Source organism: Cytobacillus sp. ABV4_503, from assembly GCF_056158445.1.
Genome location: NZ_JBSWTH010000001.1, coordinates 622368 through 648360 on the forward strand (window position 1 = coordinate 622368; position 25993 = coordinate 648360).

Here is a 25993-nt window from a genome sequence, read left to right on the forward strand (position 1 = left end):
GAGATTCGACTATTTTTATAAAATAACAATCAAATGAAAAGAAAGGACGTGTGTACAGATGACAAAAATCGGATTGATCAGACACGGGATTACAGCCTGGAATAAGGAGGGACGGGCACAGGGCAGCTCGGATATCCCTCTCCATGGGGAAGGGTTGGCTGAGGCAGCACGCCTGGCAGAACGGCTTGGCGAAGAAAGCTGGGATGTGATTTACTCAAGTAATCTCATAAGGGCAAAGCAGACTGCAGAAGCCATCCAGGAGAAAATCAGTTCCATCCCCCTTTACCTCGATCCCCGAATAAGAGAAGTCGGCGGCGGGATGATTGAAGGTACAACCGAAGCAGAGCGTCTTGAAAAATGGGGCAAAGACTGGCGGGAAATGGACCTCGGTTTTGAGCCGAAAGAAAGCATCATTAATAGAGGACTTGAATTCCTGCAGGAAATTACAGATAAGCACCCGGGCGAAAACGTGCTGATCGTAAGCCACGGCTCCTTCATCCGCCATCTGTTAAGAGAACTGGTGCCGCAGACAGATCTGTCCTCCCCGCTGAAAAACACATCCGTCACAAAGCTTTTGATCAAAGAAAGCCAGTGGGAATGTGAGCTGTATAACTGCACGAAGCATCTTGAGGTGAAGCGGATAAAATCATATTAAGCCAGTAAAAAAACAGCAGGATGCCGCTGCTGTTTTTTTCATTCATTATGTATCTCCGATTTAAAGTTCGGAAAAGTAAAGCTGAAAATGGTGCCTTTACCGACTTCGCTTTTGACGCGAACATTGCCATCCATGGCCCTTACAATACTGAACACGACCATCATTCCGAGGCCGGTCCCTTTGGAGCCTTTGGTGGAATAGTAGGGTTCGCCTAAACGCTGAAGCTGATCGGACGTCATGCCGACACCGGTGTCTTTTATTTCGATCGTGATCTGGCTGCTGCTATAGTGCGTTTCTATGTATAATTGCCCGCCGCGCGGCATGGCTTCAATTGAATTTTTTATCACATTCAAAAAGCATTGGTGGAATTTCTGCCGATCACCTTTAATCGATCCGAGAAGGGCAAAATGGGCATTGATCTCTACGGAATTCTGGTTGGCGGTCGGTTTTAATATATTCATAACTTGCATCAGTTCTTTTTTTACATTAATTTCTTCGATCTTATCTAAGGATGGCTTGGAAAAGGTTAAATAATTTTGAATGACCTGCTCAGCCGATTCCAATTCGGCTTTTACGATGCCCAAATACTCAACCCTTTTTCGTGGCGGCAGCCGCTGTTCCTGCAAGAGCTGAACAAATCCGATTGCAGCCGTCAGCGGATTGCGAATTTCATGTGAGATGGCTGCTCCCATTTGCTCGACAGCTTCAAGTTTTTCTGCCCGGACGAGATTTTCACGTATATCCAGATTTCTTTTGGCAAACTCAAATACATATGAAATCATGAAGACGCCTAATGGCGGAATCACCAGGTAGGCAAACCAGGCATCAAACCTATTCTGAGGGGGCACCGATAATTCCATAACCACAACAGTCAGCACACTTAAAATCAGGGTAACGATAATTGAAAGGCGAATCCTTTTTCGCGGCACCTGCTTCCAAAACCAGGGATAGAGCCTCCAAAGAATAATTCCAAGGGGCAAATATAAAAGAATATTAGAATAAAACCCAGGTTCTATTCCATAAAAACTTCTCATCAAAATTACAGACCCGGCCAATACGGGGCCAATACCCGCATATAAACCGCCGATGATGACAGGTATTAATCGTAAATCAAAAAAGTAATGCGGGCTTGGCTGATAGGAAAATTGAAAGCATATCCAGATCATAAACAAAAGCCATATAAATGAGCAGCCTTTGGAAAACCTGAATTTAGAGCTCTTTTCTGCCCATACCAGCACAATAAACAAGATGACGATCAAGAGCGATAGATTAAAGAAAAAATGCTTTGTGATTTCCACCGTTTCACCTGCCTCTTTGTGAGGTTATAAGAAAATTCTATATTGTTTTACTATTTATGACAATACTCATTTGCTTTTTTTATATAATATTGTCAGAAAATACGAAATTGTGGAGGGCGGGACAAAGAATTCCTGTAAAAAGATAAACTGTTATAACGGATTTGTATTTTTATTTATTTTAAAAAAATGTATCATTCTAATTTTTTAGAACGTATAATAAAATTAGAATGTATGAATTAGAAAGGGTGAACTAACTTGGATTTAATCAAGAAAACGATGGAGATCAATCTTGAACAGCAGAAGCTGATATCCAGCCCGTTAAGGATTAAAATTATATATCTTCTCGCTAAAAGTCCCATGACAGCCAAACAGGTTGCCGAAGAGCTTGGGAAGTCTGCGGGAAGCATTCATTACCATATTCAGCAGCTTTATAAAGGCGGAATACTCGAGATTGAGGAGACGAAAGAAAACAGGGGAATTATCGAAAAGTATTACCGTTCAAAAGCGACCCAATTCAACTTGAAAGAAAGCGGACAGGAGAAAGGAGAAAGCTGCAGCACCATGGGAATAAACATCTCCCTCACAGAAGAAGAATTAAAGGGATTTCAGGACGATTTTTATGATTTGATGGTTAAATACATGGAAAAGAGCGTAAAGGGAGCTCTAAAGCGCAATTCTTATGAGGTTTCCTGCAGCTTCAAATTGCTTGATTCAGAGGAGGAAGAATAGATGGAAGCACAGATTAAAAGAAATTTAACACTGTTTCTGGCAGGGAAATTGACAGCGGTGCTCGGATCCTCCATTTATGGCTTTGCCATTGGCTTATATATCCTTGCAGAAACAGGGTCCAGCCTGAATTTTGCCATAACCCTCATTCTTAGTGCACTGCCAAGAATCCTGCTTTCCCCTGTTGCGGGCGCACTCAGTGACAGATGGGACCGCAAAAAAATCATCATTATTTCCGATTTTGCCTGTGCCGTCTGGCTTATCGCCATTTTGCTGCTCTACCTTTTGGTCACACAGGAAATCTGGCTCCTTTACACAGCCACAGCCGTTTTAAGCATTTTGAATACCTTTTATTCAGCGGCAGTCACTTCAGCGATTTACAACATGGTCGGTCCTGATACTCTGCAAAAAGCGATGTCACTCAATCAGGCCGCAGCTTCATCATCCGCCATCCTGGGACCCGTTCTAGGGGGCGTCTTCTTTGGCATCTTTCATCTATCAGTCTTCATGCTTATCAACGTCATCGCCTTCACAGTCTCCGGCATCACCAGCTTACTTATTCAATACAATCTATTTGCAGAGAAAAAAGAAAAACCAGGAGAAAATGGGATGATCTACGATCTGAAAATGGGTGTTTCATATGTGAAAAATCAGCCGTTTATAAAACATCTCATTATCATTAGCATCTGGCTGAATTTTTGGTTTGCGGTTTTTCCCGTCGCCATCCCTTATCTGGTTCTGACTGTGCGGGAAATGAGTTCACTCCAGCTGGGCATCATTGAAGGAGCCTTTTCCGTCGGTATGCTGATAATGTCGGTCGTTCTATCTGCCCGTCCCGAGGTAAAGAGAAAAGAAGTGACCATTTTTGGGGGCGTAATGGCCATGTCCCTTATCATAGCTCTGCTTGGCCTCCCGAATTTTCCCGGCTTAATGGGCATTTCAAACAGCATCATGTTTCCTTATTTAATAGGCATGGTCCTGCTGCTATCTTCAATTATCATGGTAATCAACATTCCAGTAATGGTTCTGCTGCAAAAAGGCACGCCTGATGCCTATCGGGGGAGGGTGATGTCACTCCTTGAAACAGGGGCAAGTGCCATGACACCACTCGGCTTTATCTTTTTTGGGTTTTTACTCGAAAAATTTCCTGTCTGGATCCTGCTGGCTGCATGCGGAGGCAGTATTCTGGTGCTAATCCTGTATCATCTGCAAAAAAGGACCTTTATCCAGCTGCTGAGAGACACAGATCAGCCTAAAACAGAGATTAGCCCACATGCCTGAGAGGAAAGCAGTTTTTCGCTGCTTTCTTTTATTTTGCCGTTTACAGCCTTTATTCTGGGGTATTCCAACATATAGATACATAGTTTACATCGTAGCCAAGAAGCAATTGCTTCTTTATATAAGGAGGATGACCATTTGAAACAAGATCCGCAAAACAAAGGCGTAAATGAGCACAGTAAGGACAAGCAGCTTGAGGAGTTCCGCATGGATAACACAGGCAAGAAGCTGACGACCAATCAGGGAGTCAAGGTTTCAGAGGATGAGCATTCGTTAAAAGCCGGTTCCCGAGGCCCGACTTTGATGGAGGACTTTCACTTCAGGGAAAAAATGACGCACTTTGACCATGAGCGCATTCCTGAAAGGGTTGTCCATGCCCGCGGTTTTGGTGCCCATGGCTACTTCCAGGTGTATGAATCCATGGCAGACTATACCAAGGCAAAGTTTCTGCAGGATCCATCCGTCAAAACCCCGGTCTTTGTCCGTTTCTCGACTGTTGCCGGTTCCCGAGGCTCGGCAGACTCTGTACGTGATGCCCGCGGCTTCGCGACAAAGTTTTATACCGAAGAGGGCAACTACGACTTAGTCGGCAATAATATTCCGGTATTCTTCATCCAGGATGCCATCAAATTCCCTGATCTCGTTCATTCATTCAAGCCGGAGCCGCATAACGAAATGCCGCAGGCCTCAACTGCCCATGACACATTCTGGGATTTTGCAGCCAACAATACTGAAACAGCCCATATGATTATGTGGACGATGTCAGACCGTGCCATTCCGCGCAGCTTCCGCATGATGGAGGGCTTTGGTGTTCATACGTTCCGATTTGTGAACGAGCAGGGCAAGGCGCGCTTTGTAAAATTCCACTGGAAGCCTGTTCTCGGAACGCATTCACTTGTTTTTGACGAAGCCCAAAAACTTGCCGGAAAGGATCCGGATTTCCACCGCCGTGATCTTTGGGAAGCCATCGAAATGGGGGATTACCCTGAATTTGAGCTTGGTGTTCAGATGATTGATGAAGAAGATGAATTCTCCTTTGATTTTGATATTCTGGATGCGACAAAGCTGTGGCCTGAGGAAATGGTCCCGGTTAAGATCATTGGAAAAATGACGCTGAACCGCAATCAGGATAATGTATTTGCAGAAACGGAGCAGGCTGCCTTCCATCCGGGCCATGTCGTACCCGGCATTGATTTTTCTAACGACCCGCTGCTGCAGGGACGATTATTTTCTTATACAGACACCCAGCTGATCCGCCTGGGAGGGCCGAACTTCCATGAGATCCCAATCAACCGTCCTGTTTGTCCGTTCCATAATAATCAGTATGACGGATACCATCGCATGACGATTAATAAAGGGCCGGTTGCTTATCATAAAAACTCTATGCAGAATAATGATCCAAGTCCTGCCACAGCAGATGAGGGCGGCTATGTTCATTATCAGGAAAAAGTCGAAGGACGCAAAGTTCGCGAGCGCAGCGACAGCTTCAAGGACCATTACAGCCAGGCGAAAATGTTCTGGAACAGCATGTCTGAAGTGGAAAAACAGCATATGATCGAGGCATTCCGCTTTGAAGTCGGAAAGGTTCAGAACAAAGATGTGAAGCAGCAGGTTGTCGACATGTTCAGCAATGTGGATCATTTCCTGGCCGAGCAAATTGCCCTAGGAGTTGGAGCAATCGTGCCGGATGCTGCGAATGAATCGAAAGTGACGCTCTCTTCACCAGCATTAAGCCAAATGAACACAGCCAAATCACCTAAGACCCGAAAAGTCGCCATCCTTGCTGATAATGGCTTCAGCTATACTGAAGTCAAAACCGTAATGGAAGCCTTGAAAGGTGCTGGGATTATGCCTGAAATTGTCAGCAAAAACCTGGGTATGATCAAAGGAGACGGCGGAGAACTGGAAGTTATGAAAACATTTCTGACTTCACACTCCGTTATGTATGACGCCATCTATGTGGCAGGAGGAAAAGAAAGTGCCAAAGCTCTGAAAATGATGCCGCAGGCAAAGGAATTCGTCAGCGAAGCCTACAAGCATTTTAAAACCATTGCTTTTGGCGGTGAAGGAGCCGAACTGCTGCCTGCAGAAGCTTTAAACCTGATGGGGCAATCCCAAACTCTTTCCGATATGGGAATCGTCGAAATCAAAAGCGGCGAAGCATCCGCAAGCGAGAATTTAATTAATAGCATTGCCATGCACCGTCATTGGGGACGTGCCATATAAAATTGATGCCAGCTGCCCGCTATCGGGCGGCTGGCTTTTTTTCTGATTCCCTGATAGATTAAGGACTGACCGATATAGCTGGAAACTGACCGAAATATTGGAGAAACTGACCGATAAAATCGAATAGTAACCGATAAATTAAAAATATGACCGATAAAGCTGATGAAGTGACCGATAAACGGAAAATTGTTCGGCCATCGTTGAGTTCGGCCGAAAAATCTTAAATTTTGGCCGGTATTTTCCTGATTGACCCTTCCCGCCAGCAGCCGCAACAAAATTTCCCCAATATGCAGGTATTCCCCTCCTTTAATAAGAATTCTTTAATATCCACCTGCCAAAACAAAGCAAAAAATGACAGGAAGGCAAAAAGAGAAAAAGGTAGGATGAAATCAAGGGAGTGATCAGTAATGTCATGGATCGTATCGCTGCAGAAGGCGATTGATTATATAGAAGAGCACTTGCTGGAAGATGATCTTTCCATTGGGAAAGCTGCGGAGGCAGCGAACTCGTCCGTATTTCATTTTCAGCGTACATTTGCCATTTTGACAGATATGCCGGTCGGCGAATATATCCGGGGAAGGAGATTAACCCTCGCCGCACAGGACCTGGTCCTAACAGACCGCAAAGTGATTGATCTCGCCTATAAATACGGCTATGACACTCCCGAAGCTTTTACCAAAGCTTTCCGCAGGCAGCATGGCATGACCCCGACTGAAGCAAGAAACTTTTCCGGAAAGCTGAAATCATATAACCGCCTGGTGATCCAGGTGAGTCTGAAAGGGGCAGAACCAATGCAATATGCAATTGTCGAAAAAGAAGCTTTTCAAGTAGCAGGAATCAATAGGGAGTTCTCATTGTGCAATGAAGAGAATCTGGCCGGCATCCCGAAAATGTGGGATGAGGTAAATAGTAACGGGACCGCTGACAAGCTATTCATGCTGAATAATGGCGAAATTAAAGGGATTCTCGGCGTATGTGTCGATAAACGCAGCGCGAAGCCTGACAGCATGGACTACTGGATCGGGGCAAGCTTCAAAGGCGATAAGCCTGACAGCTTAGAGTGCCTGGAAGTCCCTGCCTCCAAATGGGCGGTGTTCGAAGTTCATGGCGCCATGCCGCATGCCATGCAAAAGACCTGGAAAAAAATCTTCTCGGAATGGTTTCCATCCAGCGGCTATGAACATGCCGCTGCGCCAGAGCTGGAAGTCTATTCTGCCGGGGATGCGTCCAGTCCGGATTATTATTCAGAGATCTGGATTCCCGTAAAATAAACATTAGGAAAACCTGCAGACGCTAGATCTGCAGGTTTTCTATTAAGACTTCCTCTTCGGAATTCTCCCAATCCCCAGCTCCTTCGCTTCTTTCTGCAGTGCCTTGATCAGACTGAAGGTCATTAAAGCCATGATAACGGAAAAAGGAAAAGCTGCTGCAATCATCGTATTCTGCAGCGCTTGCAGCCCTCCGGAATAGAGCAGGACCAATGAAATGGCAGCAAGCAATATACCCCAAACCATTTTTATCTTATTGCCAGGATGGTGCGAACCATTTGTTGTCATCATTCCTAATACATATGTGCCGGAGTCTGCAGAGGTAATAAAAAATGTACAAATGAGTAAGATGGCAATGACCGAAAGGACAGCTCCCATCGGAAAGTTCGAAAACACACCAAACAATGCTTCCTCAGTAGCCAATTCGGAAATTTTGGCAACACCGTTATGCTCTTGGAGCATTGCAGTTCCGCCAAATGTTGCAAACCATATGAAGCCTATCAGAGAGGGCACAAGGAGTACGCCGAAAACAAATTCCCGTATGGTTCTCCCTTTTGAAACGCGGGCGATGAAAATCCCCACGAAGGGTGCCCAGGCAATCCACCAGGCCCAGTAAAAAATCGTCCAGCCATTAATCCATTCCCTGACCTCTGGATTTAACGGCGCAATTCTAAGACTCATGCCAGGTAAATTCTGCAGATAGGACCCAAGAGTATTGGTGAACAGGTTAAGGATGAACAATGAAGGTCCCAGGAAAAAAGTGAGCAGAAATAGAACCGCTGCTAAAATCATATTGGCATTGCTCAGGATTTTGATGCCCTTACCAAGTCCGGACCAGGCGGATATCATGAAAAGAACCGTAACAATTACCACAATAATGAACTGGACAGTAATACTGACCGGTATGCCAAAAAGATAGGACAGCCCGCCGTTAATCTGCACAGCTCCAAATCCCAGTGTCGTAGCTACACCAATCACAGTCGCAACCACTGAAAGAATATCGATGATCTTCCCTGCAGCTTTCTGAGTATGTTCCCCTAAAATCGGCTTCAAAGTGGCACTTATTAAACCAGGTTCCCCATGGCGGAAGTTGAAGTATGCCAGCACAAGAGCCACAATGCCATAAATCGCCCAGGCATGGATTCCCCAATGGAAGTAAGTATACCTCATGGCATTCCTAATGGCCTGGTCCGTCCCTACTTCTCCGCCTGTCGGGGACCCGACCGCATAGTGATAAATCGGCTCAGCTGCACCCCAGAAAACCAGCCCGATCCCCATACCAGCGCTGAACAGCATGGCAAACCACGTAGGGCGGGAAAATTCCGGTTTATCATCCTGCTTCCCAAGCTTGATTCTTCCTAAAGGGCTGATTAAAAAATATAAACAAACAATGACAATAAACGAAACAAGTATTAAATAATACCAGCCGAATTTATCTGTGATAAAAGCCTGTACATTTGCTGTCACACTCTCCAGCGAATCCGGGACAAAAACACCGAATAAAACAAGCAATAATAATATGCCCACCGATATATAGAAAACCATTAAGTTCTTCTTCACATACAATCCCCTTTCTTCTGTTGCCGCTTCCTTTAGGATTAAATACATTGGAAGTAATTATGCGGCTGAAAAAGAAATTTGCAGGAAATTCCCATATGCTGACGAAATTCCATAGGTAACTGAACAAGGAGGTAAGAGATTTTGCTGACATTATTTCGCTATAACTGGCAAGTGCGTGATGAGTGGTTTGAATGGTGCCGCCAGCTTTCAGCCGAAGAGCTGAATGCCAATCGGACCGGAGGAGCAGGGGGCATTCTGGAAACCCTTTTTCATATCGTGGATGTAGAATACAGCTGGATTTGTGTTATTCAGGGCAAGGAAGTGAAAGACCCCCTGTTTTCGGACTATGATGAATTGAAAAAAGTAATGGCACTATCTGAGGAATACCGCAGGGAATTAGAAAGCTTTTTTAAGGAGGAATGGCCTGTTCCATTCAATGAAATGGTTACACCGCCATGGATGGAGGAGGGGCAATACAAAAAGGGGGACATCCTGAACCATGCCATTGCCCATGAAATCCATCATATCGGCCAGCTGTCTGTCTGGGCAAGAGAGATGAATCTAAAGCCGGTATCAGCCAATCTGATTGGAAGGGAATTAAATTAAATAAAGGGAATGGCAAATGAAAAGAAAATGTCCCGATTCTGTGCATTTTTTTGATATGCTCATAATTGGAAAAATCTAAATGTATTAAGGTGATCTATGAAACCATTTAATTGGAAAATGGCGTCCTTCCTGCTGACAGGGATTGGAATATCCAGACTGGGAGATTTTATTTACCTGATTGCTATTAATTTGATTGTCTATGACATGACCGGATCAGCTGCTGCTGTTGCAGGATTATGGATCATAGGTCCAGTCACTTCCGTTTTAACCAATTCATGGAGCGGAGGCCTGATAGATCGGAAAAATAAAAAGAGCATTATGATTTGGACGGACATGGCCAGGGCCATGGGGGTAGCTCTGATACCATTTCTGGGAAGCATTGGCTTCCTTTATGCAGTCCTCTTTCTAATCAGTATGGCGAAGGCTCTATTTATGCCGGCTTCTGCAACGTATATAGCCAAGCTGGTTCCGATTGAAAGCAGAAAAAGGTTCAACTCCATCAACAGTCTTGTTACTTCAGGCGCTTTTATCGTGGGGCCAGCCATCGCAGGCGGATTATTTCTGATTGGAACCATCGAAACAGCCATCTTTTTAAATGCGGCTTCCTTTGTCTTTTCAGCTGTCATCATCTGGGTGCTTCCGGATATGGATAAAGATTTAAAGTACCCTTCGGTACAAACATCTGCCTATGAAACGCTCCGGTATGATTGGAAGAAGGTCATCACGTTTGGCAGGAAAGAGGTTTTTATCATTTCTGTCTACGGGTGTTTCCTGGCATTCGGCTTGTTCTCGCTCGCAATGGATTCTCAGGAGGTTGTTTTTATCCAGGATGTTGTGGGGCTGACAGAAGCGGATTATAGTTTGCTTGTCAGCATCAGCGGGATTGGCTTTGCGCTGGGAGCTCTCTTTATCACCATCGTTTCAAAAATGCTTAGCATCAAACAGCTCATGGGCTTTGGCATGCTTTTGACAGCTGCCGGTTATCTGATTTATGCCTTGGCAAACTCCTTTATGATGGTAGTCATTGGATTTACGGTACTCGGCATTTTTAATGCTTTCTCAAGTGCGGGATACCAAACCTTTTATCAGAATAATGTGCCTGTGAAAATCATGGGCAGAATGACCAGTGTGATCGGTGTCATCCAAAGCTTGGCGCAGATTATACTGCTCTTTGGAATCGGGGTTCTCGGAGATCTGTTTCCGCTTCGCTATACGATTGTTATTTTAGCAGGCCTGAATTTAATCCTTTCACTTCATGTCTGCTGGCAGCTGCTGAAGCCAGGGAAGCAGAAGTATTTTTCAGAAACAACTTCCGCTTAAAAAAAAACGCCGGCCCAATCGGACCGGCGCTGGCATTAATTACGCATAATGATATAAATCAAATACATAATGTAAGAGGCTGCAAGAAAGCTGCCCTCATATTTTCCTACGGTATAATGGCTTCTTGAGAAGATGAGCAGCACAAAGGTGATTAAAATTAGAATCGTAATATCGATGAATATTTTTGGGTCTACAGGAAGCGGCGATATGGCAGCTGAAGCTCCGAGGACAAACAGGATGTTGAAGATGTTGCTCCCTACAATATTTCCAAGAGCGATCTCACTCTCTTTTTTTATGGCTGCGGCGACTGAGGTCACCAGTTCAGGCAGAGAAGTCCCGATGGCAACAATCGTTAAGCCGACCAATGTCTCACTCATTCCCAAAGAGTAAGCAATCTCTGTACTGCTTCTGACGACCAAATCACCCCCAAAGATAATGGCAGCCAGTCCGGCAATCGTCAAAAGGCTTTGCTTCGTCCATTGGCCTGCGCTTGTTTTAATAGGATCAGCCTTTGTACTGCTTCGGCTTTCCCGGGCCACTTCAAATAAATAGTACATAAATACAGCAAAAATCAGAAGCAAAACGAGACCATCACTGCGTGAAACCACATTGCTGCCAATAGAGTTCAGATATGTATCGCTAATGAAAACCATAAGTGCCACAGTGGCAAGCAATGTGAATGGGATCTCCTTGCGGATGGTTGTGCTTTCCACTTTCAGGGGGAAAATCATTGCGGTAATACCGACAACCAATGTGATGTTAAAAATATTACTGCCCACGACATTTCCAATAGCCACATCGGCACTGCCATCCAGGGCTGCCAGAATGCTGACTGTGGCTTCAGGCGAACTTGTTCCAAACGCAACTATTGTCAGCCCGACCAGCAGAGGAGAAATCTTAAGAAATCCGGCAATTTTTGAAGCGCCATCCACAAAAAAGTTTGCCCCTGCTATCAAAAGGGCAAATCCAATGATTAGAAGAAAATATGACACTTTTTAAGGCACCTCCCATTTTTACTATGTTAATCCAATTATGGAATGAATTTTATAAACCTTCAACTAAAAGCCACCGGAATGTACACAGGCGGCTTCATTTGTTACTCCGCTTCTTTTTTGAGCTCGTCATACCAGCTCTGAGTCTCGGCGGCATCTTTGCTGTTAACAAATATCTGCTCATCTTTGAGCTCAATGTACAAAATGGGCATATGGTCTTTTTGGATGAATAATAGGCTGCTGCCATAGCCAGTCACTTTAAAATGACCCTGTGAAAGGGTAGGGAGGCCGATGCCATTTTGTCTCCAGGTTACTTCAGGCATCACCTCCAATAATTGCACGGACTTAATATCTTCATAAGTCCATTCATTTCCGTACATCCCGGAGATTTCAAATGAATCCTCTGCTACTGCCATTTCATAGCCTTTCTGACTGGAGACGGTTAGATAAACGAGAGGTCCAAGCGTTACGATGGAGAGGATGATGGCGATTACATAACTGCGTTTTCTTTTGGCCGGCACTTCATATCTGGATAAGTAGATGAGTCCGCCAAGCAATACGAACAGCATGAAGCCGAATTGCGCTTCGGTTCCAAATCTGAATTCGGTAAACGATAGAGGCACAAGCATCAGCATTCCGATAGCGGTGCCGAAGAGCAGGCTGCCGATTTTTTGCGGATATTTGTTTTCTATTAATTTTTCCTTTTCTTCATCGGGCCGTGATGCAAATCCGGAAATGAGCCAGTAAGCCTTTTTGAATCTCACAGCCCATCCGAGAATCAGGAATAGCGCACTCACTGCAATCTGTGTAATGACAAGTCCGATCATGGTAAAAACCTCCTTACTATTCTTACGGAGAAAACCGCAGTTTTGTTTCGAATTTGGTATAATAATTAAGAAAGTTTCTTGAAATAAGGGGAGGAACATCCTTGAAAAGTAAAAATATTTTATTTTATATATTGCTTGCACTTTTGCTGACTACTGTTGTCAGCATTGTCATGGGCTACCATACCTTCGGCTTTGGGGTAGGTTTTTTGTTTGCATTTCTGTCACTTTCCACAGGATATTTCTATTCCATGAAAAACCGGGAATATATGCATCAGAATTACCATGCCGACTATGTGGACCGCTTAAAGAACGATAAAAAGATCTAGGAGCGGTTCCGCTGGCATTCAGCACTCCTCTATTATATGCTTAATTTAAAATGAATAGAGGAGGCTGGCCATGAGAAACCAGGAAAAGATGGGATTGCTGCTGGATGTGGAGACAACAGGCCTTGGACCAAATTCCGATGAAATCATCGAACTGGCATTAAAGCTTTTTTCGTACCGTTCGGATACAGGGGAGATCCTTGATATTAAGGATAAAGCTGCATTCCTGCGGGAGCCCATCAGCAAATCAGCCAAAAACAATTACAGCCGTGCTTTCAGGGTCCACGGGATTCCTTATGAAGCTGTCAGCGGAAAATGCTTTGATGACATTGAAATAAAAAAATACTTCTTTCATGCCGATTCCGTTTTTGCTCATAATGCATCCTTTGACCGCAGCTTTTTATACCGGATGTATCCTGAAGACATCAACGAATTAAAATGGTATTGCACGATGAGAAGTGTCCCATGGAAGGAATACGGTTTTACAGACAGCAAGCTGCTGACGCTCCTTCAGTCCCACCAGATTGCAGAAAGCCAGACGCATAGGGCCATGGATGATATTACATACCTCTTAGAACTGCTGAAACAAACAAATCCTGCCGGAGATTTCTATATGCGTGATGTTCTGGCCAAAGGCCCGATGAGAAAATACCAGCCTGCCGTACAGGGACGGATTGGCTAAAAGACAATACAGCAAAAGAGTGCACACAGGCACTCTTTTTTTATTCACTCTTAAGCAGGGGCAGTATGATTTTCACTGTCGTTCCCTTGCCAATATCGCTTTCATATTCAATCGTTCCGTGCATTTCTCGAATGATTTTGTTCGTAACCATGCTGCCAAGGCCTGTGCCCTTGGTCTTTGTTGTATAAAAAGGCAATCCGATATTCTCTAATTGCTCTGATGTCATGCCCCGGCCGTTATCTGCAATGGTTATTTCAACCGTGTTATGAAAATAATCAGCAGAGGTGAAAATATGAATCCTTCCTTTTTCAGGAACTGATTCTATTCCATTCTTGATCACATTCATGATGGCCTGTTTTAGGTGGTGTTCATCTCCCTGCACATAAAATGGTCCTTTATCCGCGTACTCAATCACCACATTGGAATAAGAAGCAAGCGGCCTCATGAGCAGTACGCAATCCTGAATCACGTCATGCAGGGGGACATTAGCCAGATGGAACTGCTCGGGCTTTGATACTTTTAAATAGTTCGTAATAATGCTATTTGTACGATCCAATTCCTCAATAATGAGCGGGGAAAACTTTTTTAAGCTCTCATCCGCTGTATCCTGGCTCAAATATTGAATGAAGCCCCTCACAGTGGATAAAGGATTTCTGATTTCATGTGCGATAGAAGCTGCCAGCTGGCCGACCATTGTCAGCTTATCCATATACATCATTTCACTGATCTGTTTATTCGTTCTGAAAAGGTTTTCGATTACAAAGATAAGGGCAATAAATGTCAGGTAAAATGCCGCGAAGTAAGTCAGGTAAAAGAATGTATCCAGAAAAATGACGGCGGTAGCAATGATGGATATATATAAGTAAAAATAAAAGAACAGAATGAATGAACCAGTCACCACCCGATGGCTGGAATTAAGAAACACTCGTCTTAGAGAAAGGGTAATCACAAATGCCAGAATGGAAACCAAAATCCCAATATAAATAAACTGGCCGCCTATCAAATAGCGGGTAATGACGGTACTTAGCATCACTATAGATCCGGGAAGCCATCCCGTATAGAGCGTCACGATCATGATGGCGACCATGCGCAAATCAAAATGGGTTTCCCCCAGTGTTTCAATGGGATAAAACATGCACAAAAGTGCTCCGAATGAACCAAGAAGTCCGTAAATCAATTTTTGTTTAAGGGTAAGAGGGGTCTTTGTCTGATATGGAAAAAACAAATTCCCGTTAAACGTAAACGAAAAAAGTATTGTAATATTTACCAGTAAAGGCTTGATCAGTGTAACCAATAGTCTCCTCCCAGTATATGCAATTCTAGTGAAAGGGATCTGTCCCTATTAACGTAATATTTGTTTTACGCGGCCAACCTGACCATCTTCGAGTCTCACTTTTATACCGTGCGGATGAGAAGGGGACTTTGTTAAAATGTCTTTCACGATTCCTTCTGTCAGCACACCTGTCCGCTGATCCTTTTTAAGAACAATTTTTACTTTTAATCCAGGCGCAATGGCAGCGCGATTCTGCCCTTCCATTACACACCCGTCCGTTTCCGCTGATTATTGGTCTTTTTTGTCTGCTGGCTTTTCATTGCTTTCGCCGTTTTAACCGGAGTATTATTGAACTTTCCGCCAGCCTGCTCTTGTTTTTTATTCAAAAGCTGCTGTTTCATTGCTTCTTTAAGGCTGATTTTTTTTCGTTCATTGTCTTCTATATGAGTCATGTTAGAGTCTCCTTTATTTACAGATCCCTCTATTATAAATCATTAAACAGTTAAAGGAAATTTCACAGAGAAATTATCTTTATACCTGTAACTTTTCAGAAAAATAAGTCTTTTGGACCACGAGAAATCCTATCAAACCATCCCTTATTCCCATTTAGAAAATACTGAATATTCTATACTATTTAGATTACAGAAATAGATTATAGGGGAGTGAGTCATTTGTTAAAAGTTCTATCAACTTCAGCTTTATCCCTTGCTTTAGCAGGAAGTGCCGTTTTTGCAGGAGCGGGACCGGCAGATACTCAGGCCAAGCAGGAAAGTAAGCATCAAATCAGTCTTGCCCATCATGTAGGTGCGTCGCCGGAGCTTGCGGCAAAGGCGAAGGAATTGGGAATCGATCTGTCAAAAGTGGATCCGGCTGAGAAAGCAGCCAAGGCAGGTGCAAAATTCCAGCAGCCTGGTGACAATCATGTTGCGTATAAGGAAGCAACGGGGGATATACCAGTTCTGGTTCTTCTCGCAAAGTATCCGGATGGGGATGAGCCGGTCGGTGATATGCCTGGACAAGTTCCAGCTGAGTATTATGAGGATTTAATTTTTGGAACAGAGTATAATCCTTATGAGCTTCCTCAATTCCAGAAATATGATGGTGAGAATGTTCCAAAGGATCGCACGATGCAAAACGCTTATAAAGAATCCAGCTATGGAAAAACCAACCTGGTCCGCAAGGAAAACACCAAATTTGTATGGGTAGAGATGCCTAAAGGTGCTTCATACTACTTGGATCAGGAAGGTAAATATGCTGAAAATGGTACATACGTTAATGGCAATGTGAATGGGGATGCCCATACAGGCGAATTCATCCGCGACTTGCTGAAAGCGGCAGACGAGCAGGTTGATTTCTCAAAGTATGCCGAGAATGGGGAAGTGCCTAACATTTTCGTCATCCATGAAGGCACAGGAGCTGAATTCAGCCGTGACCCGGCACAGTTCTGGTCACATAAGTGGAGCCTGCTAAGTGCTTTATATTATGGGAAATACTATGAAACTGGCAAACCTGCAGATGTACATGCTGGCATGTCTCAAAATGAATGGATTAATAAAACAGTTGCAGAAGATATGACCTATGACGGAGTAGTAGTTAATAACTACAACATTCAGCCAGGCATCGGCGGAAACGTTGCCGGTTTCGATGCAGCTACTAATACCTACAAAGAAGAAGCAAAAACGGGTCCATTCCCTGCACAAACCGGGGTTTACGCCCATGAATTTGGACATGCGCTGGGATTGCCTGATTTCTATGATACGGTTTACAGCTCTGAAGGTGTAGGAAACTATTCGATGATGGCAGGCGGCTCCTGGATGCGCTATCCGGATGCTGCTGCATATGCCGGAAACTCTCCAACGCACTTTGATCCGTTCTCTAAGATATTCTTGGGATGGGTAAATCCAATTGAAGTGAAGCCTGAAGAGGGCGTGCAAGAAATCACGCTTCCGGCGATCAATAAAGCAACTGCTGATAACGGCATCGTCAAAATGGAAGTGCCGGGCTCTAATGGCACTGAATACTTCCTATTTGAAAACGTTCAGCAGGATGGCTTTAACAAAGGCTTAATTCGCCAGGGGGCAGATTCTAAAGGGTTAATGGCATGGCACGTAGATGAGAACATCATCAACCTGTACCAGACTGCTGGCTTCCGTCCAAACAACGTGGAAAATTGGATGAACAAACGCTTCCAGTACAACCAATCTGAAACAGCAAGTGATGGTACAGTCGTAACACACTACGGCTTATCTGTTCTTCAAGCAGATGGAAAGTATGACCTGGAGAAAAATCTAAACCGCGGTGATGGAGGCGATTTCTTCAAAACCGGAGGGAAAATCACACCTGTATCCGGAAATGTTCACACTGGTTCTTACTACTTCTGGAAGGGCTATAGCTCAACGCCAGCTGATTCCGGAATCCATGTAACAGATATTAAAGAAAATGCCGATGGGTCCATCACGGCGAAATTCTTCTATAATACGAACAGCAGCACGAAATAATAGACTAAAAATCCGAGCAGGGAGTCCTGCTCGGATTTTTGTTTAAAGACTATTTTTTTCATAAACTTTTAAGTTAGCATAAATCGTACCGATAACAGGAGCATCCAAATCAAGCAGCTCTGCTTTTTTCAGCAAATAACCAAAGAAATGATCAGCTTCGATTGCCTGCTGTTTTTCCATATCGCGCTGCAGGGAGGACTTCATTTCATAGCCCATTTCTTTTATTTTTTGAACCTGAGCATCTTCAATCCCGACAGCGAGCGGAGCATCCAAGCCCCTCATTATGGCAGATGCTTCTTTCAAAACTTCTTTTACCGAACTCAATCCGAATGTTTGATCTCTGATCGGGCCAATTGGAGACCGGAATAGGGAGGTGACGCCAGAAAGTGTGGAGATAAAAAGATACTTATGCCACATCTCCTGTTCAATATTTTCGGAGAGTCGGAAGTTTGCTTTTGTACCTGAAAAAGCCTCATAAAGCTTCAGGATCCGCTCCGTTTTTTCACCAGATCGTTCCCCAAATACAAAGTCATGGACCGGGCTTGTTTGTATCACTTTCCCATTTTCACTGAGAGTGGTTTCAATAAAGCAAAGGCCGCCAAGAACGTTCGCTGCCCCAAAAGCAGCTGTCAATTTATCCATGTGGGCAATTCCATTTAAGAGAGGAAGAATCAAGGTACTATCGCCTGTGTATGGACGTATATCCTCTATGGCTCCCTCAAGATGATAGGCTTTTGTAGAGAGCAGGATGACATCGAATGCATCTGCCTTTTCCCCGGCCAGAATCGTTTTCGGCTCAGGGAACGTCATATCTCCATGCACACTCTCCCCCAGAAGCCCGTATTTCTCAAGCTGCTGCTTTCTTTTTTCTCTTACCAGAAAAGTAACATCCTCGCCTTTTTCCAAAAGCCTTCCGCCAAAATAGCCGCCAATGGCGCCGGCTCCGACAACTAATAATCTCATTTTTATTGTGCCTCCTTTGGTTAAATGGAAAAGTGCACGCATGTACGTGCACCTTTGCTAAGTTAAATAGAAGAATAACCCGATTACAAATATTAAACCAAAAATCAATTTGGCAGGAAGAGGAAGAGAATCTTTGCCTTTTTCATTTACTTTATTCTCTTCCTCATTTACCGTTTCACGGTAGTTTGGACTGCAGCAGCCCATTATGCGGATTTCTTCCAGCCGGAAATATCTTCTTCAAGCGGCAGGTTATTCGCCCGGGCCTTTTTAGCAGCGGAGAAGAACAGTGCCACAAGAATGACAGTACCAATGGCTCCGCCAATCCAGGAAGCATTCATCGATAAACCGAAACCGATTTGTGCGTTAAAGATATAAGTTAAGACCATTAACAGCATGAATGTACCCGGGATAAGGGAAATCCAGTAGTTTTTCTTCGCAATGTACAAATACATCGCACCGACAAACAGCGCAATAACCGCAGTTGATTGGTTAGCCCAGCTGAAGTATCTCCATAGGATGTTAAAGTCGATTTGCGTAAGTGCCAATGAGAGTGCAAATAAAGGCAAAGCGATCATTAGGCGGCTTGAGAGTTTCTTCTGTGCAAAGTTAATATAATCAGCAATAATCATACGTGCACTCCGGAAAGCCGTATCTCCGGAAGTGATTGGAAGTACAACTACACCAAGAATGGCAAGCGTTCCGCCGATTGCCCCAAGCATCATTGTGGAAGCTTCGCTGACAACTGCACCAGGACCTCCGTTAGCAAGGAAATCACTTAATCCGTTATAGCCATCGAATAAGCTCATTGCAGCAGCAGCCCAGATCATGGCGATGACACCTTCTGCAATCATCATGCCATAGAAGATTTTACGTCCCTGGTTTTCATTCTGAGTTGTACGGGAAATAATCGGTGTCTGTGTTGCATGGAAACCGGAAAGTGCACCGCAAGTGATCGTGAAAAACAGCAATGGGAAAATAGGTGCGTTAGCCGGATGGAAATTCTCCAGAGAAATTTCCGGAATATCAGCTCCGGTTGCAACTAAACCAATTCCAACACCAAAAGCACTGATCAGAAGCAAAGCACCAAAGTACGGATAAAGGCGTCCGATGATTTTATCAACAGGCAGCAAAGTCGCTAAAATATAATAAATGAAAATTGCAGCAATGATTAGAGTTAGTGAGATTTTCTGATCCATTACCACATAAAGCAGATCAGCCGGAGTTGTAACAAACACTGTACCAACCAATAACAGAAGAAGAACAGCGAAAGCGTTCACAACATGCTTCATGACTTTCCCGAGGAACTTGCTCGCAAGCTCAGGCAAATGCGCGCCGCGGTTGCGGATTGAAATCATTCCTGTTAAATAATCATGAACGGCACCGGCAAAAATACAGCCGACCACGATCCAGATAAAGGCTACAGGACCGTAAAGCGCTCCCATAATCGGGCCGAAAATCGGACCAGTACCAGCAATATTCAAGAGCTGAATCAACGAGTTCTTTGGTGTGCTCATAGCGATATAGTCCACACCGTCAGCATGAGTGTAGGCCGGAGTCGTCCGTGCCTCCTTCACACCGAAAACTTTTTCAACAAACTTGCCGTACGTAAAATAACCAATAATTAAAAGTGCAATACAGACTAAAAAAGTAATCATCATTATCCCCCTTTATGAATGCGTTTACATAAATTATATAAGAAGTGGAGGATATATGAACAATTTGTGTCCAACATGTAAAAAACAACGATTAAAATGCAGTGATGGGGGATTAACATGCATCGAAGGGTGGGAGTGTATAGAAAATTCATTATATTCGGGAGCAGGGCAGGGGAGCGCAGTTAAACTGGTATTTTGCGCAAAAAATCGCTGAAAGCGGAATTAAGCATTGAAGCAGCGCAATTCCACTCAAGGAAAGAGCAATTAATGATAATAACGGCTCAAAACCTAGCGGGAAAGCGCAATCCTCATCCAGCTCGGCGCAATCCCCGCCAAGCAAAGCGCAATCACCTCAAACTTGAACCCCCGCAAAACACAAAAAGCACCGTTCCCGATGCTTTTCACAATTCCAATCGTACCCGCAGTGCCTTCACATAATTCCTGCTAACAGACAGAAGCTCCTCCCGGCCATCCATCTCTAGCTGGTATGCACCGTTGAACCAGGGAGTGAGTCGTGTTACGTAATCCAGATTCACCAGGTAACTTTTGTGAATTCTGAAAAAAGAAAAGGGAAGCAGCCGGCTTTCCAAATCTTTAAGCGGGGTTTTGGTTTCATGCTCCCCGGTCCTGGTTATGATCCTGGATACTTTTTCATCCCGGTAGATATAAAGGATTTCTTTTGGCTCGAGGTATAGAATTTCTCCATCCTCTTCAACAGCCAGCTTACCGGCCGGCTTGCTGATGTCACTTTCCTTTTTTGCGCCAATCAATTTTTCCACGCGCCTGATGGTCTGTTCCAGCTGTTCCTCGTCGTATGGCTTCAGTAAATAATCAGTTGCTTCATAGCGGAAGGCTTCAGCAGCAAACTGCGGGTAGGCAGTTGCAAAGATGATGAGCGGCACTTTTTTCAGTTCCTGCAGAGATTGGGCAGCTTCCATCCCGTTCATTTTGGGCATCTCCACATCAAGGAAAACGACGTCCGGCTGAAGCTGGATGGCTTTCATTACGGCCGCTTCGCCCGATTCAGCTTCGCCGACAACCTGGATAGCAGGAAATTCCTCGAGTAAATGCTTTAATTCATCTCTGCTGTATCGTTCGTCATCAGCGATTAAGGTTCGGATCGTTTTTTCCATCAGTTTTTTCCTCCGTTTGCGGAATGGCGAATTGAATGTCAGTGCCGATGCCTGGTGTACTGGAAATTTGCAGCGAAGCTTCCTCACCAAACATCATAGTCAGCCGGCGGTTTACATTGTACAATGCAAGTCCGGAGCCCGATTCTGACTGCAGGGTTTCCTTGCCGAGCTGTTCGGCTCTTTCCCGGCTCATTCCCTGTCCATTATCCTTCACTTTTACTATCGTCATTCCGTCCTGTTTCTGAATTTTGATCATAATGATACAGTTCTGTTCCTTGTTCTTAATCCCATGCTTAACGGCATTTTCCACAATCGGCTGCAGTGTGAGCGGCGGAATTCTTTCCAAAAGAGCATCCTCATCAATGTCGTATATGACTTCGAGCCGATCCACAAACCGGGTTTCTTCAATTGACAGATAGGCCTTTACATGTCTGAGCTCCTGTTCAAGGCTCGTGCAGCTGACTGTCGTGGCCGTCAGGTTTTGCCGCAGAAAATGTGATAAGGATACGAGCAATTTCCGTGCCTGGGCAGGCTCAATCCGCACAAGGGAGATAATCGTATTTAATGAATTAAATAAAAAGTGCGGTGATATTTGCGCTTGCAGCGCTTTAATTTCAGCTTCTTTTGCCAGCTGGTAGGCTTTATCAGCCTCTGCGATCTCAAGCTGATTGCTGAGCAGTACACTTAGCCCTGAGATCAGCTCCATCACGAGATTAGTCATTTCTTTTTCAGAAGTGAAGTAAAATTTCAGAGTTCCGATCGTTTCGCCGCGAAGCTTTAAAGGAGCGACAATGGCTGCGCCAAGAGGGCAGTTTTCCTGCCGGCAGTGAATGGTCTGGTCATTGGCAACCACAATTTCCCCGTGCTGAATGACATCCCGTGTGATCTGAGTCTGGATCGGGCTTCCTGAACGGTGGTGGTCATTTCCCAGGCCGACATGTGCAAGGATTTCGGTGTGATTGGTGATTGCAACTGCTTTCATCTGAAGTTCCTTATGCAGTATCAGGCAGACTGCCAGAGCGGACGTATGATTAATGCCTTCCCGAAGATGGGCAAGCGTCTGGTCAGCGATCCTAAGCGTTTTCTGTGCATGAAAAGCACCTGCTTTTTCTTCTTCGTTAATAACATTTTTTATGATCAGCAAAAATAGGGCACTGCCAAGTCCATTTGCTATAATCATGGGAATCCCAATCATTTCGACAAGCGCAATCGCTTTTTCTATAGGACGTGAAATTCCAAGAATAATCAGCATCTGCACAGCTTCTGCCGTAGCACCAATAAAGAAGGCTGAGGATAGCTTCACATGTTCATTTTTTCGGCGGAAAAAGCCGGCAAGCAACCCTGCCACTATGGACGCCAGCCCGCAGGCAATCCCGGTAAAGCCGCCAAGTGTAAATCGGTGGAATCCTGCTATAAGCCCTGCGCCAATTCCTACTTTAGGGCCTCCAAGCAATCCCGCGAGCACGACCCCGATCACCCTGGAATTGGCAATGGCTTCATCTGAAGCAAGCTCGGATGCCCAGCGGTTAAACTGCAGTGTGTCCGTATTGAAGGCCAGCCCGGAATACGTTCCAATGATGCCAAAAAAACCGAAAAAAAGAATGGCTTTATACTCCTGCTGCCGTTTTAATCTTTCGCCATAAATCATCTCTCTGAAAAAGCGGAACCTTGTCAGAATCAGCGCAATGGTGACAATGATTCCAAGCCGCTCCAGCATCGTAATCAGCAATTCCAGCATCCGCAGGCCACCTTTAACCAAGTTGTTATCATTATTTTAATAGATTAAAGAGAAAATGAAAAATGACCCGTTTGAATTTTTCAAAAAAATGTACAGGCTTTTCCAGCATTTTTGTCGAAAATTTATTGTATTAAAGGGGTAGGAGGATTTTTGAATGGGTCTTTCTGATATAAAAGGGAGCTGATAAAATGATCGAATATGCAGTGAATCTAGAAGGAATATCATCCCTTCTGCTCACCTCTAATTAATAAGGAGGAATTTCTATGAAATACACCCTCAATCAAATTACACCTGAAGAACTAATTGTAAAACGGCTCAGCATAAAGGGCTTCCTTCAATCTCAGATCAGTCCCTTGATCGGAAGGAAATCGTGGATGCAGGATTGGGAACAGCTGGCCAAAAGATTTCAGCTCTTTAAATTTTCAGCTTTGCCAGAAGCAGAGGCTCTTAAATACAGCTGGTATCCTAAGGAAATAGAAGCAATCGTTGAAGAAACGTGCAAAGAAGCTGAGAGGCATCTTCACTTCGAAAGCCTAACCATAACAATCGTGCCTGCACTTCCGTTCCCATGGTTTCAAAACTTCGATCAATCACTGTGGACAAATGGCTACACAATAGGTCCAGATACCATCATTCTTGCTATTCCGCCTCACCCTGACCCCGACTATTTAAAATATATGCTTGCCCATGAGCTCCACCATGCCTCCCCTGAAAATCCGATCTACAGTCTTACATTGGAAACCTTTACCCTTGCGGATTGGTATAAAATGGAGGGGAGCGCTGAGTATTTCAGTCTTTCACTTTATAAGGATAAACGCTGGTGGAAGAAAGAATTTACTGAGGAAATCGAGCAGAAGTATATAGAAATTGCCCGGCAAAATCTGAATACAGCAGACGACGTTTTAAAAAGCAAAATCTGTTTTGGCAATAAAGAGATGGGCATCCCGGTATTTGCCGGCTATTCATTTGCTTATAAAATGGTAAGGCATTATGCAGAGCAGGAGAAAATTACGAGGTATCGGAATTTATATCACGCAGACCCGCATGAAATTTTCAATAGCTATATAATCAAGGAGGCCATTTAATTGGAGACAGAACTTCTGAGTATATTTGATGAAAACAGAAAACAAATCGGTGTGGCATCTCGTGATGAGGTCCATAAAAGAGGCTGCTGGCACGAAACATTCCATTGCTGGTTTGTCAGCAGGGAAAAAGATCAGGTTTATATTTACTTTCAATACCGCAGCAATGAGAAGAAGGATTATCCTGGCCTTTTGGACATAACTGCCGCTGGCCATCTCTTAAGCCATGAATCTGTCATGGACGGCATACGGGAAGTGGAGGAAGAACTGGGGATTCATGTTGATTTTGCTGACCTGGTGCCACTGGGCGTCATTGATTATATCGCGGAAAAAGAAAATTTTATCGACAAGGAATTGGCCCATGTGTTCCTTTATTACAGCAATCATTCATTAGAGGAGTTCAGCCTGCAGCCAGAGGAGGTTACGGGTATTTACCGGATTGCCCTGGAAGACTTTTATGAACTGTGGTTTGGCGGAAAGGAACTCTCTGAGGCAGAAGGATTCCAGGTCGGCAATGGCGTAAGAATCCCCGGCTCTATAACTGTGAGGAAAGGGGACTTTGTCCCGCATCAGGATTACTATTATAAGCGTGTGCTGCATTCGATGCGTGAGCAAATAATGCAATGGAGGCCGTTTCCCTTGCACAAATGAATGTGTTTGGAACATATAATTTTAAAAACAAACTAAATTAAGGTTTTTAGCAAGAGAAAATGCGAAATCTTATTAAGAGCGCCACATTTAGATTATAATAGAGAAATAACAACTAAAGAAAAGGCAGGATTCTGTATGATCGTAAAAAATGAGGAAGAATTAGCTAAACTGAAGGAAATCGGCAGAATTGTCGCCGAGATTCGCGATGCGATGATTGAAAAAACAAAGCCTGGAGTAACAACCAAGGAGCTTGATGACTTAGCCGGGGAGCTTTTTGAAAAGCATGGAGCGATTTCAGGCCCTAAAGGAGAATACGATTTTCCAGGCTTCACATGCATAAGCGTGAATGAAGAAGTGGCTCATGGCATTCCGGGAAGCCGAGTGATTAATGAAGGCGATCTTGTAAATATTGATGTTTCAGGATCAAAGGATGGCTACTTCGCAGACACAGGCCTATCATTTGTTGTTGGTGAAGACGAGAAGCTGCAAAAATTATGTGATGCGGCTCAGGAAGCATTCGATGAAGGACTGAAAAAATTAAAGCCGGGCGGCAAGCTGAGCCTTGTCGGAAAGACAGTTCATAAAGTTGCCAAAAACAATGGATTCAACGTTATCATGAATCTGACTGGACACGGTGTCGGCCGCTCCCTTCATGAAAAGCCGGACCATATCCTGAACTACTTTGATCCATGGGATAAACAGCTGCTAAAAGAAGGCATGGTTGTCGCCTTCGAGCCTTTTATCTCAAGCGGAGATGAAGAAGTAAGGGAAATGAGCGACGGCTGGACATTCGTTACACCTAGCAAAAGTCATGTCGCCCAATGTGAACATACCGTTGTCATCACAAAAGAAGGACCGATTATCTTAACCAAATAACCATGGACCAGGGACATTGCATGTTCCTGGTTTTTATCTAGTATTAAGGTTAAAGTACCTCTAAACTTCATTTATTGTTCTCACTAAAAAACACTTGAACAATTCCCTCCATTCCGCTAAAATGAAAAAAATTTCAAATTTTAAAGTAATGACAGAAACAAGTAGCTGTTTATCTCCCTGTTTTAGAGAGCTGATGCCTGGTGAAAATCAGCACAAAGATAACAGTGAATTACCTTCTTGAACTTTCTCTGTGAACAAAGTAGCAGGGAACGGCACGGACCGTTAATCCGCTGAGTGGAAGAGCAATCTTCAATAAGGGTGGTACCGCGTTAGCCACGTCCCTTTCTTTAGGGGCGTGGTTTT

General features: G+C 44.2%; 25 protein-coding genes and 1 other annotated feature. Of the genes, 13 read left to right on the plus strand and 12 right to left on the minus strand.

Annotated features, from left to right (window positions below; all coding sequences use genetic code 11):
- Positions 1 to 58: 58 nt before the first annotated feature.
- Positions 59 to 655, plus strand: coding sequence for a histidine phosphatase family protein (locus tag ACXAD1_RS03200; RefSeq protein ID WP_474909461.1), 597 nt, complete (start codon positions 59 to 61; stop codon positions 653 to 655).
- Between the two features lie 38 nt (positions 656 to 693).
- Here the strand turns inward: ACXAD1_RS03200 and ACXAD1_RS03205 are convergent, their stop codons facing one another.
- Positions 694 to 1953, minus strand: a complete 1260-nt coding sequence (locus tag ACXAD1_RS03205; RefSeq protein ID WP_206841608.1) for a sensor histidine kinase — start codon at positions 1951 to 1953, stop codon at positions 694 to 696.
- Between the two features lie 255 nt (positions 1954 to 2208).
- Here ACXAD1_RS03205 and ACXAD1_RS03210 point away from each other — a divergent pair, with 255 nt between their 5' ends.
- From ACXAD1_RS03210 to ACXAD1_RS03225, 4 genes are all read left to right on the plus strand, one after another.
- Entirely contained in the window at positions 2209 to 2682 is a 474-nt protein-coding gene (locus ACXAD1_RS03210) for an ArsR/SmtB family transcription factor (protein ID WP_242069088.1), read from the plus strand.
- Positions 2683 to 3960 (plus strand): MFS transporter, encoded by a 1278-nt coding sequence (locus ACXAD1_RS03215; protein WP_474909462.1) that lies wholly within the window; start codon positions 2683 to 2685, stop codon positions 3958 to 3960.
- 135 nt (positions 3961 to 4095) lie between these two features.
- Entirely contained in the window at positions 4096 to 6183 is a 2088-nt protein-coding gene (locus tag ACXAD1_RS03220; RefSeq protein ID WP_474909463.1) for a catalase, read from the plus strand.
- 407 nt (positions 6184 to 6590) lie between these two features.
- Positions 6591 to 7454, plus strand: coding sequence for an AraC family transcriptional regulator (locus tag ACXAD1_RS03225; protein WP_474909464.1), 864 nt, complete (start codon positions 6591 to 6593; stop codon positions 7452 to 7454).
- 42 nt (positions 7455 to 7496) lie between these two features.
- Here the strand turns inward: ACXAD1_RS03225 and ACXAD1_RS03230 are convergent, their stop codons facing one another.
- Complete coding sequence (locus tag ACXAD1_RS03230; protein ID WP_474909465.1) at positions 7497 to 9011, minus strand: glycine betaine uptake BCCT transporter; 1515 nt, start codon at positions 9009 to 9011, stop codon at positions 7497 to 7499.
- A 141-nt stretch (positions 9012 to 9152) separates the two neighbouring features.
- Here ACXAD1_RS03230 and ACXAD1_RS03235 point away from each other — a divergent pair, with 141 nt between their 5' ends.
- A complete protein-coding gene (locus tag ACXAD1_RS03235; protein WP_206841623.1) occupies positions 9153 to 9617 on the plus strand; it encodes a DinB family protein in 465 nt (154 codons plus the stop codon).
- 96 nt (positions 9618 to 9713) lie between these two features.
- Complete coding sequence (locus ACXAD1_RS03240) at positions 9714 to 10937, plus strand: MFS transporter (protein ID WP_474909466.1); 1224 nt, start codon at positions 9714 to 9716, stop codon at positions 10935 to 10937.
- Between the two features lie 35 nt (positions 10938 to 10972).
- Here ACXAD1_RS03240 and ACXAD1_RS03245 read toward each other — a convergent pair whose 3' ends face one another.
- Both ACXAD1_RS03245 and ACXAD1_RS03250 read right to left on the minus strand, forming a co-directional pair.
- Positions 10973 to 11929 (minus strand): calcium/sodium antiporter, encoded by a 957-nt coding sequence (locus ACXAD1_RS03245; RefSeq protein WP_206841654.1) that lies wholly within the window; start codon positions 11927 to 11929, stop codon positions 10973 to 10975.
- Between the two features lie 104 nt (positions 11930 to 12033).
- Positions 12034 to 12756, minus strand: a complete 723-nt coding sequence (locus tag ACXAD1_RS03250) for a DUF3784 domain-containing protein (RefSeq protein ID WP_474909467.1) — start codon at positions 12754 to 12756, stop codon at positions 12034 to 12036.
- Positions 12757 to 12857: 101 nt separating this feature from the next.
- On the opposite strand from ACXAD1_RS03250, the gene ACXAD1_RS03255 reads away from it, so the two are divergent.
- Both ACXAD1_RS03255 and ACXAD1_RS03260 read left to right on the plus strand, forming a co-directional pair.
- A complete protein-coding gene (locus ACXAD1_RS03255; RefSeq protein ID WP_370224136.1) occupies positions 12858 to 13082 on the plus strand; it encodes a hypothetical protein in 225 nt (74 codons plus the stop codon).
- Positions 13083 to 13152: 70 nt separating this feature from the next.
- Positions 13153 to 13761, plus strand: a complete 609-nt coding sequence (locus tag ACXAD1_RS03260; protein ID WP_370224135.1) for an exonuclease domain-containing protein — start codon at positions 13153 to 13155, stop codon at positions 13759 to 13761.
- A 40-nt stretch (positions 13762 to 13801) separates the two neighbouring features.
- Here the strand turns inward: ACXAD1_RS03260 and ACXAD1_RS03265 are convergent, their stop codons facing one another.
- From ACXAD1_RS03265 to ACXAD1_RS03275, 3 genes are read right to left on the minus strand one after another with little or no spacing between them, the layout of a single operon-like run.
- Positions 13802 to 15055 carry an ATP-binding protein gene (locus ACXAD1_RS03265; protein WP_370224134.1) on the minus strand — a complete coding sequence of 418 codons (1254 nt, stop codon included), beginning with the start codon at positions 15053 to 15055 and terminating at the stop codon, positions 13802 to 13804.
- A gap of 48 nt (positions 15056 to 15103) precedes the next feature.
- The gene (locus tag ACXAD1_RS03270) at positions 15104 to 15298 is read right to left on the minus strand and encodes a YwbE family protein (RefSeq protein WP_009335037.1); all 195 of its coding nucleotides are present in this window, start codon (positions 15296 to 15298) and stop codon (positions 15104 to 15106) included.
- Positions 15298 to 15486 carry a hypothetical protein gene (locus tag ACXAD1_RS03275; protein WP_206841697.1) on the minus strand — a complete coding sequence of 63 codons (189 nt, stop codon included), beginning with the start codon at positions 15484 to 15486 and terminating at the stop codon, positions 15298 to 15300. Before ACXAD1_RS03275 ends, ACXAD1_RS03270 begins: the two co-directional genes overlap by 1 nt.
- Positions 15487 to 15696: 210 nt before the next feature.
- Between ACXAD1_RS03275 and ACXAD1_RS03280 the strand changes: the two genes are divergently transcribed.
- Positions 15697 to 17532, plus strand: a complete 1836-nt coding sequence (locus tag ACXAD1_RS03280; RefSeq protein ID WP_474909468.1) for a M6 family metalloprotease domain-containing protein — start codon at positions 15697 to 15699, stop codon at positions 17530 to 17532.
- Positions 17533 to 17574: 42 nt separating this feature from the next.
- Here ACXAD1_RS03280 and ACXAD1_RS03285 read toward each other — a convergent pair whose 3' ends face one another.
- The 5 genes from ACXAD1_RS03285 to ACXAD1_RS03305 form a co-directional block, all read right to left on the minus strand.
- Positions 17575 to 18495, minus strand: coding sequence for a ketopantoate reductase family protein (locus ACXAD1_RS03285; protein ID WP_474909469.1), 921 nt, complete (start codon positions 18493 to 18495; stop codon positions 17575 to 17577).
- A 57-nt stretch (positions 18496 to 18552) separates the two neighbouring features.
- Positions 18553 to 18699 (minus strand): hypothetical protein, encoded by a 147-nt coding sequence (locus ACXAD1_RS03290; protein ID WP_474909470.1) that lies wholly within the window; start codon positions 18697 to 18699, stop codon positions 18553 to 18555.
- Positions 18699 to 20150, minus strand: a complete 1452-nt coding sequence (locus ACXAD1_RS03295) for a carbon starvation CstA family protein (protein WP_474909471.1) — start codon at positions 20148 to 20150, stop codon at positions 18699 to 18701. Before ACXAD1_RS03295 ends, ACXAD1_RS03290 begins: the two co-directional genes overlap by 1 nt.
- 401 nt (positions 20151 to 20551) lie before the next feature.
- Entirely contained in the window at positions 20552 to 21283 is a 732-nt protein-coding gene (locus tag ACXAD1_RS03300) for a LytR/AlgR family response regulator transcription factor (protein WP_206841712.1), read from the minus strand.
- A complete protein-coding gene (locus ACXAD1_RS03305; RefSeq protein WP_370224125.1) occupies positions 21252 to 23021 on the minus strand; it encodes a LytS/YhcK type 5TM receptor domain-containing protein in 1770 nt (589 codons plus the stop codon). Before ACXAD1_RS03305 ends, ACXAD1_RS03300 begins: the two co-directional genes overlap by 32 nt.
- A 263-nt stretch (positions 23022 to 23284) precedes the next feature.
- On the opposite strand from ACXAD1_RS03305, the gene ACXAD1_RS03310 reads away from it, so the two are divergent.
- From ACXAD1_RS03310 to map, 3 genes are all read left to right on the plus strand, one after another.
- Entirely contained in the window at positions 23285 to 24106 is an 822-nt protein-coding gene (locus ACXAD1_RS03310; protein ID WP_474909472.1) for a DUF2268 domain-containing putative Zn-dependent protease, read from the plus strand.
- Positions 24107 to 24754: an NUDIX hydrolase gene (locus tag ACXAD1_RS03315; RefSeq protein ID WP_206841717.1), complete on the plus strand. Its 648-nt coding sequence runs from the start codon at positions 24107 to 24109 to the stop codon at positions 24752 to 24754.
- 135 nt (positions 24755 to 24889) lie between these two features.
- Positions 24890 to 25630, plus strand: a complete 741-nt coding sequence (map, locus tag ACXAD1_RS03320) for a type I methionyl aminopeptidase (protein WP_206841727.1) — start codon at positions 24890 to 24892, stop codon at positions 25628 to 25630.
- 139 nt (positions 25631 to 25769) lie between these two features.
- Positions 25770 to 25976: a binding site (T-box leader), on the plus strand.
- The last annotated feature ends 17 nt before the right edge of the window (positions 25977 to 25993 follow it).